Genomic DNA, 7,469 nt, shown 5'->3' on the forward strand with positions numbered 1-7,469 from the left:
AGGCCTCTGAACAGCGACTTATGGGTCGTCCTTCGTTAGGGTCAGGACCCATTGATGTGAGAGGCGCGATCTGATTCAGGCTCCGTGAGGAGAGCGTGGATGAGCGACCTGTACTGGCTGACGGATGAGCAGATGGCGCGTCTGCAACCGTTCTTTCCCAAGAGCCATGGCAAGCCTCGGGTCGATGATCGGCGGGTGCTCAGCGGCATCGTTTTCGTCAATCGCAACGGGCTACGCTGGTGTGATGCGCCGAAGGACTATGGGCCGCACAAGACGCACTACAATCGCTGGAAGCGGTGGGGCGAGAGGGGTGTCTTCTTGCGCATGATGGAGGGGCTCGCGGCAGCGGAAGCCGTACCGAAAACGGTCATGATCGACGCGACCTACCTGAAGGCACACCGCACGGCATCGAGTCTGCGGGAAAAAAAAGGGGATCTCGGCCGCCTGATCGGCCGCACGAAAGGCGGCATGAACACCAGTCTGCACGCCGTCAGCGATGCGGATGGGCGGCCCTTGAGCTTCTTCATGACCGCCGGGCAGGTCAGCGACTACACCGGCGCGGCAGCCTTGCTCGACGATCTGCCGAAAGCACAGTGGCTGCTTGGCGACCGTGGTTATGACGCCGATTGGTTCAGGGACGCCCTGGAAGCCAAGGGCATCCAGCCATGCATCCCGGGCCGCAGATCGCGCAACGAGCCGGTCAAATACGACAAGCGCCGCTACCGGCGCCGCAGCCGCATCGAGATCATGTTCGGCTGTCTGAAGGATTGGCGCCGCGTCGCCACTCGCTACGACCGCTGCCCAACCGTCTTCTTCTCTGCCGTCGCGCTCGCGGCCACCGTCATCTTCTGGCTCTGACCAATGAGTCCTGACCCTAGCAGCGCGGCACATCGACGCACCGCATTAGCTGTCTGAGCTGGAGAACGTCTTGGCCGGTCGCAAGCGAAACGATGATGACGAGAACTACAGGGCAGGTTCGGCGTTCGATAGAGCCGGGCAATCGATAAGCGCCCCGCGTGTCCGTGTGACTGAAACAGGCGGGGCGCTGAGGTACTCTACACTTGAAGCGAAAGCCTCGAGCCAGGCAGTACCGCGGCGTGGTTAAATCATGGTGAAGCACCCCGCCCGCTCCGTGTGACACCGCATATGCCGCGGGCGGGATACCGAGCCTTCGCCGTCTTGGGTAAGCGAGCTCGCTTCATGGTGTCGCTGATGCCAGCCGAGACTACAAGACGAACGGCCTGATCCATTCCCGGATCGGGACGGTGCCGATGTCTCGCTCCCAAACAATCCAGCGCGTTAAGCCATCGCCACCTTCGTACGCGTCGAGGTGTGTCCGCCCGACCGATACAGCACATCCGCTGCCTCCTCAGACGTGATGCCTGCCGCATTGGTGTCGACCGAGACAAAAACGCCACCCTCGTTGATCCGGCCTTCGTAATAGCTGGCATCGACGCGGCTTACACCGTGGTCGGTCATCACCTTCTCCAGCCCGCTAACAGCGCCGCCAAGGGCTGCCCCGGTTACCGCTGCAGCGGGGATCGCCGCGGATGCGATCGCGCCAGCAGCGACCAGTGGACCGACGCCTGGAATGGCAAGGGCAGCGATACCGAGCAGCGTGCCGATACCAGCGCCGGCAGCAACCTTGCCGACGAACTCCTGGGTGTCGCCGTTGCCATCTGTGGTCGTGTTTTTGCCGTCGTGCTGAGCTACGATCGAAATGGCGCTGTCATTGACACCGGCAGCGCGAAGCTCCGACACGGCGCGCTCTGCTTCGGCGTGATTATCGAAGACGGCGGATACCAAGTTCGTGGTCATCATTAGATCCAGTCGATAATGGCGGTTAAAGATGAGCTTAGAAGTCGCGCCGACTTCCTATCGTTCCAGATATTGAGGGTTAGCGCCGTAGTAACCTTGATTGTTGCGACAAAGCGCAAGGAGGCGCTGCACCGGCGATTAACTCGCTATGCCAATCAACAATGATCGAGATATTCACTGGCACGAGCTATAACGATTGCTGCTAAAACCCAGTCGCTTCCATCTCGCACCGCGTTCTCGATCACGGCGCGCTCCAATAACCGAAGATTCCCGCCTGGCAGCTTACGGTCCTGCTTAACCTCCCGAGCAAATATCAACCGGACGCCCCCGATCGTTGCGCAAGCCCGATAGGAATGAGCAGATCATGCGGCTGTATCGGCTCGGCCGGACTGAAAATCAGATGGCCGAATTGCTGGGATGTACGCCTCGAATAGTCTACCGCTTGTGGCATGGCCGCGCGCACCGCGCACGACGCCGCAGAGGCGGTAAATTCCGAGCACGCTCGGCAATGCTACAAGCGTAGGATCGTTCTTTCATAGTAGCAGGTCTGCGTCCGAAACCCCCGCCACCGACCCGATCCGACTATAAACAAAGTACGTCAGGTCGCCGACAGCGAAGGCGCCGTCATATTCCAGGCTCGTTAGCCGCGCGCGTGCATCTGTCGTAATCACCACTTGACCGCCTCCCGTGAAATCGAGGTCGCGGTCTGACCCGAACAAGATCACCCCGTCACCATCCTTGTCTATAATTTTTCGGGTCGTCACGAGCACATCGTCTAGGCCAAAGTCTCCAATACGGTCATTGCCTAAGCCACTGCCAGTAAACAGGAAAACGTCTCCGTCAGTACCGCCGAGCAAAAGGTCATTGCCTAATCCGCCCTCCAACAGGTCGCGTCCCGCCAGGCCAGACAACGAGTCCGCACCTGCGAGTCCACGCAGCACATCGCCGCCTGGTGTCCCGATCAGCGTATCCGCATCTGCCGTGCCCGAAGGATCGTCGCTACGTAGTTTGATCTCAACGACGATGCTGTCAGTGCCGGTCTCGAACGTCTGGCCGCTTGCGGTAATCCGGATTGCTATGGTTTCTTCGCTCTCGACTGCGGCATCGTCCAGCACGGCAATTCTACCAAGGTTGATCAGGTAGTCGCCTGCGGCCGATTGGGTAACGGAGAAGGTGCCAGAGAAGCTGCCTACATTCACGTCTGCGCCGTTGGCGGCGGTCGATCGATCGTTCAAGAACGACATCGTCACCGCGGTACCGACATTCGTCACGTTCTTGAGTGTTAGTCCTAGCGTGAACGAGGAATCCACACCTTCAGTAACCAACGTGGGCGCCGTCACGAATGCAGTCGCGAGGTCAGCCGCGGCGATGAAGGTCGGTGCGTACCCGCTAAAATTGTCCGCAGTAAGCGATGCTGCGCTAACATTCTCTAGGCGGGCAAGCGTCTGGAAACCGGCATTACGGCCGAATGCGCCATCGCGGTCAATCTGAAATAGAGTGTCCGGTCCCGCTTGAACCAAGCGAAGATAACCGCTCGCACCGAACGGATTGGACCCGTCCCAGCCTTGGAAGCCAAAGGCGAAATTAGACGTAATCTCAATGTTGTCGCCGGCAACCCCACTGGTAAAGTCGGTGATTACCGGGACCGCATTTTGGGCCGCGAAGCTCGACAGTTCTACTTGGTCGCGCCCAGCCCCTAGCGTTGCTCGTACGGCGCCTGGACCGTTCCCCAACATGAGCCGATCCGCACCTTCGCCAAGATCAATAGTACCCGTGCCGGTTGTGAACACATAGTATCCGACGCGGTCATCGCCCGATCCACCGTCAACTCGTATCGTCTCAGCTACGGTCGTCGGGCCACTGGGGGAGTGGGAAACGGTGATAATGTCGTTTCCCGTCCCGCCGCGAAGCGTGTCTGAGCCACCATTGTCGCTGATGAAGTCGTCCCCATCGCCGCCGTCGACTACGTCATCGCCGAAGCCGCCCTGGATATTGTCTGACCCCGCACCTCCATCGATGATGTCATTCCCACTGCGCCCGTCGATCTGATCGAACCCACCCAACCCTGTGATGGTGTCTGCACCGACGGTTCCCGTCAGGCTCTCCGAATTTTCGGTGCCGGAGATTACTGCGCCTTGAACTGGATCGCCAGAGGGCGCGTACCCGCCTATATTGGCGGCTGTGAACGCCCTCGCATCGGCGTTACTGAATCGGATCAGCGTCGTGAAGCTCGACCCTGTTCCAACAATGCCGTCGCGATCAAATTCGAGCAATGCATCGGCATCCGACTGGCGTAGGCGCAGATGTCCGCTGGCTCCAAACGGATTTGATCCATCAAAATTTGATGCGTTCCGCGCCAGATAATCACCGATGTCGAACACGTCGCCAAGGTCGCCGACTTGAAAATCAGTCAGCACGGGTGCCGAATTCAAAAACGCTGACTGCTGAAGCGTCACTGTGTCACCACCAGCGCCGGTGCTGATCGTCACGGCCGCGTTTGATATAAACCCGAGAGATATCTTATCTGCGCCATCGCCCAAGTCGACGGTCATAGTACCTCGCGCTGAGGAATTGAGTTCGACCCGATCGTCGCCAGTCCCTGCCTCGACAACCAATGTTTCAAGCGCACCAATTGAGCCATAATGGCCGACACTGATCGAGTCCGCCCCGGTGCCGCCGCGCAGCGTGTCCGACCCGCTCGCGAAATCCGTGATGAAGTCGTTTCCATCGCCCCCATCAAGGACGTCATCACCCGCGCCGCCCTCGATACTATCGCTATCAGCACCGCCGTCGATGACGTCGTTTCCGCCCCTGCCGTTGATCTGGTCGAACCCGCTGAAGCCGTTGATCACGTCGTCGCCGTCGGTGCCCTGAAGGTTATCCCCAGCCGACGTTCCATCGATACGCATGAACCTCTCCCCACCTGATACTTAGCCCGCACATTGATTTGAGGGCGTTGCCAGTACAAGACGAGTCAAAGGGCCGAAAAGGGCCTAACGACCCAAAGCGCTACATTCGCCTCGTATTTGAGGCGGTCCGGTTCTTTCATTTTTTGGCAACCCCGCCTCCAGAATATCCTGTGAAACGGAGGGGGCAGTACAATGACTGAAGAAGCTGAGCGCGCTCGAGCATATCACGAAGCGCGATGCCAACAGGAGCTGCAGCGAATTAACAAGTCGCGGTGCGAGCGGTCAAGGCACGCCCATATCCGCCTTTTTCAGCTTCACAAGTCGATGACGGTCAACCCGGCAAACGGCCTGCCGACAGCTACCTTAGCGACGGTGGTCCAATAGGCGTCTCGCCAACTGAAGCACAGCTGGCGTAAAATCAGTGTCTACTCCGCTGCGTCCGCAGCCTTGCGCTTTCGCGGCGAAGGTTTAGCCGCCTCGGCCTTGCCTGGTTTCGCTTTTTCAGACTGGCGGCCTAGCCCGATCTTTAGCGCAATCGCTCGGCGGTTATCGGAATAATTTGCAGCGACAATCGGGTAGTCAAGCTTAAGGCCATAGCGCACCCGATATTCTGCTGGCGTCATGCCATGCGTCGACAGATGGCGGCGCAACGTCTTGTACTTCTTCCCATCGATCATGCTGATGATGGGGTCAGGATCGGAAAGAGACTTTCTTACTGATACCGCAGGCACATCTTCGGCAGGCTAGTCGGTAGCCATGCTCGTCGCTTCCACACTACCCGCCAGTGCGGCGATTGAGTCGCGCATTGTGTTTAGAAACGCGGTGACCTCAGCAGCCGACACCCGCGTGTTGGGGTTGCTCAACCACGCGACCGTTAGTTTCATCGCCAATTCAATAGTATTGAACTCACCAGTATGCTCGGACATCGGACCCTCCATTGCAGCGCGAAATGCTTACTTAGTATCGCCGCCGGCTGGCGCATTGGTAACATAAGCTGTCAGCCTGAAAAGCATCAGACCCCGGTCGTTCGTCACGTCGACAACAAAATCACTACCGTCCCATAAGACAGCTGGTTCTCCATGCATTATCTGACCTGCAAAAACGATAGCATGCTTCCTTGCAGCCGCGTCATCAACCAATTCAGTGCCCTCACTATCAGGGTCATGCCGGTCGTCAGCGGTATTGAAGAAGTATCGTGCCATCGTGATGCTCCTCTGATCTCCCAAACGGGCACGGAGATCACAGGTTGCTGCTTTTCACAAAAGACGTGCTGCCGTGGATCAGTATCAAGTTTGTCCGCAGCGCGCATTCGTTGGAGGCGACGGGATGGTAAGCCCGGGGTTCAGTCTATGCCCGGCCTTCGACTCACGTAGCTGGAACGACTTTGCGTCTACGGAGGGAACGTCGAGACGGGCATCAAGAGCAACTTAGGTCAGTTACCGGGGCGGCATACCCAAGCGTACCGAGGGTGTATTGCATTATCACGGTCGCTCCGCGAGTGAGGGGCATGCCTCACGCCAGCAACATCGTCTATTGCGACGGTCCGGAAAGCCCCCACGCCTTCGACATCGTTCCGCTCCAGCCGCGTAAAGGCAGCCTGGATGCTATGTGTCCGGTCTGCCAGGGCAGAGGTCAGTGGAATACCGAGATTGATCTCGTCAGTTTTCGCTGCAAGCGCACTGCATGCGATCGGTGCCACGGTGCGGGATGGGTTGAGACCGGCTCCGACTTGGTAGGACTGCCCGATATTGAGATCGCGCCGGGAGGCTACCCCCGATGGACTTTGCGCTTCGAACCGTCCGACGAAGCCTCGCAGATTGACCCAGAGGCGCCAGGCCTATCGCAGCCATGACCGGCAACGGAGCGTCTTTGGCGTTAGCATATTGCGGCAGTGGGCAAGACGCTGTCTTGTGGCGCTTGCCTCTTTCATACCGTAAAATCAGGCATCGTTAGCAATAGAAGGGGAGCAAGCTCGGGCCAGTTGCGTCATCGTGAAGGGTTTAGCAAGATACCGAACGCGAGAGGGGAGTCCAACCGGTTCGGGGTCGCCAGACATGGCTATAATAGTTGATGGCAGTGCCGTTGCCCCGTGTTTAATTAGATCCACGACCGTCATTTGCCCGGCAGAGCAACATCACAAAGTAAAACCGAAATGGAATATTCGTCAAGCGCGCGTGCAGCCAATTCGACTGTGTCAACAGCAATTACATAATATCCCAATTCCGTAAGCATTTCGCTTGTCATCGAGCCCACCAAAGCGTTATCTTCAAGGACAAGAGCTTTTGTAACCATTACCACGGCACTGAGGCCCTAATCTCGTTGGATTGTGCGGAGTGTCTTGAGACAATGAAATCGCTGTCGAGGTTCACCACCATTCTCCTGGTAGAAGATGATAATGTAATCAGAATGTTAGTTAACGAGTACCTCGAAGAGTTTGGGTACCGTGTAGTAGTCGTGGCTAGTGGTGACGATGCTTTACCAATATTGGTAAACAATAAAGAAATAGACTTGCTTATAACCGACGTGCGAATGCCGGGTAAATTAAATGGTTTCGATTTGATTGAAGAGGCGTCTCGCCTGCGCCCGACATTGAAGACAATCGTAATGTCGGGGCATACAGGTGAAACTAATAATCGAGCCGATGTAGCAGATCGTTTTATCGCGAAACTGAGTAGCCCCTAGATTTCTGGACGCCTCGGGTCCTAATTTTGAGGACAGGAGGCGACGATGGGGAAACCCAAT

Annotated in this window: 9 protein-coding genes; 3 read left to right on the plus strand and 6 right to left on the minus strand. The window is 57.5% G+C overall.

Annotation, left to right across the window (positions count from 1 at the left end; all coding sequences use genetic code 11):
* Positions 1-99: 99 nt before the first annotated feature.
* Positions 100-858 carry an IS5 family transposase gene (locus tag AC0CH3_RS15200; RefSeq protein ID WP_082446249.1) on the plus strand — a complete coding sequence of 253 codons (759 nt, stop codon included), beginning with the start codon at positions 100-102 and terminating at the stop codon, positions 856-858.
* Positions 859-1,299: 441 nt separating this feature from the next.
* On the opposite strand, the gene AC0CH3_RS15205 is transcribed toward AC0CH3_RS15200, so the two are convergent.
* Positions 1,300-1,818: a general stress protein gene (locus tag AC0CH3_RS15205; RefSeq protein ID WP_156350605.1), complete on the minus strand. Its 519-nt coding sequence runs from the start codon at positions 1,816-1,818 to the stop codon at positions 1,300-1,302.
* Between the two features lie 310 nt (positions 1,819-2,128).
* Here AC0CH3_RS15205 and AC0CH3_RS15210 point away from each other — a divergent pair, with 310 nt between their 5' ends.
* On the plus strand, positions 2,129-2,341 hold the full coding sequence (locus AC0CH3_RS15210) for a helix-turn-helix domain-containing protein (protein ID WP_156350640.1): 213 nt from the start codon (positions 2,129-2,131) through the stop codon (positions 2,339-2,341).
* 10 nt (positions 2,342-2,351) lie between these two features.
* Here AC0CH3_RS15210 and AC0CH3_RS15215 read toward each other — a convergent pair whose 3' ends face one another.
* The 5 genes from AC0CH3_RS15215 to AC0CH3_RS15235 form a co-directional block, all read right to left on the minus strand.
* Positions 2,352-4,727 carry a beta strand repeat-containing protein gene (locus AC0CH3_RS15215; protein WP_465238034.1) on the minus strand — a complete coding sequence of 792 codons (2,376 nt, stop codon included), beginning with the start codon at positions 4,725-4,727 and terminating at the stop codon, positions 2,352-2,354.
* Between the two features lie 425 nt (positions 4,728-5,152).
* Positions 5,153-5,404, minus strand: coding sequence for a MucR family transcriptional regulator (locus tag AC0CH3_RS15220; RefSeq protein WP_443024786.1), 252 nt, complete (start codon positions 5,402-5,404; stop codon positions 5,153-5,155).
* A gap of 66 nt (positions 5,405-5,470) precedes the next feature.
* Positions 5,471-5,653, minus strand: coding sequence for a hypothetical protein (locus AC0CH3_RS15225; protein ID WP_327196493.1), 183 nt, complete (start codon positions 5,651-5,653; stop codon positions 5,471-5,473).
* A gap of 27 nt (positions 5,654-5,680) precedes the next feature.
* Positions 5,681-5,929: a DUF6894 family protein gene (locus AC0CH3_RS15230; protein WP_156350607.1), complete on the minus strand. Its 249-nt coding sequence runs from the start codon at positions 5,927-5,929 to the stop codon at positions 5,681-5,683.
* A 910-nt stretch (positions 5,930-6,839) separates the two neighbouring features.
* A complete protein-coding gene (locus AC0CH3_RS15235) occupies positions 6,840-7,025 on the minus strand; it encodes a hypothetical protein (protein ID WP_457326364.1) in 186 nt (61 codons plus the stop codon).
* A gap of 48 nt (positions 7,026-7,073) precedes the next feature.
* On the opposite strand from AC0CH3_RS15235, the gene AC0CH3_RS15240 reads away from it, so the two are divergent.
* Positions 7,074-7,409: a response regulator gene (locus AC0CH3_RS15240; RefSeq protein ID WP_465238035.1), complete on the plus strand. Its 336-nt coding sequence runs from the start codon at positions 7,074-7,076 to the stop codon at positions 7,407-7,409.
* Positions 7,410-7,469: the final 60 nt, after the last annotated feature.

The sequence above is a fragment of the Sphingomonas sp. AC449 genome (assembly GCF_979253475.1).